Source organism: Pseudomonas sp. 910_21 (assembly GCF_052850735.1).
The window spans coordinates 1-953 of the sequence record NZ_VXCY01000031.1; the positions used below are offsets into that span (position 1 = coordinate 1).

General features: G+C 68.4%; 1 protein-coding gene. It reads left to right on the forward strand.

Features of this window, described 5'->3' with window-relative positions; all coding sequences use genetic code 11:
• Positions 1–3: 3 nt before the first annotated feature.
• A partial coding sequence (locus FW796_RS31840; RefSeq protein ID WP_446440702.1) for an acetyl-CoA C-acyltransferase occupies positions 4–953 on the forward strand: 950 nt, incomplete at its 3' end.

Here is a 953-nt window from a genome sequence, read left to right on the forward strand (position 1 = left end):
ATCATGCAAGACGTCGTCATCGTTGCCGCCACTCGTACCGCCGTAGGCAGTTTCCAGGGCTCCCTGGCGGGCATTCCCGCCGTTGACCTGGGCGCCGCCGTGATCCGCCAACTGCTGGCCCAGACCGGCATCGACCCGGCCCAGGTCGACGAAGTGATCATGGGCCAGGTGCTCACCGCCGGCGCCGGGCAGAACCCCGCCCGCCAGGCCGCGATCAAGGCCGGTCTGCCCCACGCCGTGCCCGCCATGACCCTGAACAAGGTCTGCGGCTCGGGCCTCAAGGCCCTGCACCTGGGCGCCCAGGCCATTCGCTGCGGCGATGCCGAAGTGATCATCGCCGGTGGCCAGGAAAACATGAGCCTGTCCAACTACGTACTGCCCGGCGCCCGCACCGGCCTGCGCATGGGCCACAGCCAGATGATCGACTCCATGATCAGCGACGGCCTGTGGGACGCTTTCAACGACTACCACATGGGCATCACCGCCGAGAACCTGGTGGACAAGTACGGCATAAGCCGTGAAGCCCAGGACGCCTTCGCCGCCGCTTCCCAACAGAAGGCCGCAGCGGCCATCGAGGCCGGGCGCTTTGTCGACGAGATCACCCCGATCCAGATTCCCCAGCGCAAGGGCGAGCCGCTGACCTTCGCCACCGACGAGCAGCCACGCCCCGGCACCACCGCCCAAGCCCTGGCCAAGCTCAAGCCCGCGTTCAAGAAAGACGGCACTGTCACCGCCGGCAACGCCTCGGCGCTGAACGACGGCGCTGCCGCGGTGATGCTGATGAGCGCCAGCAAGGCCCGGGCCCTGGGCCTGCCGGTCCTGGCCAGAATCGCCGCCTACGCCAACGCCGGGGTTGACCCGGCGATCATGGGCATCGGCCCGGTCTCCGCCACCCGTCGCTGCCTGGACAAGGCCGGCTGGACCCTGGACCAACTGGACCTGATCGAAGCCAA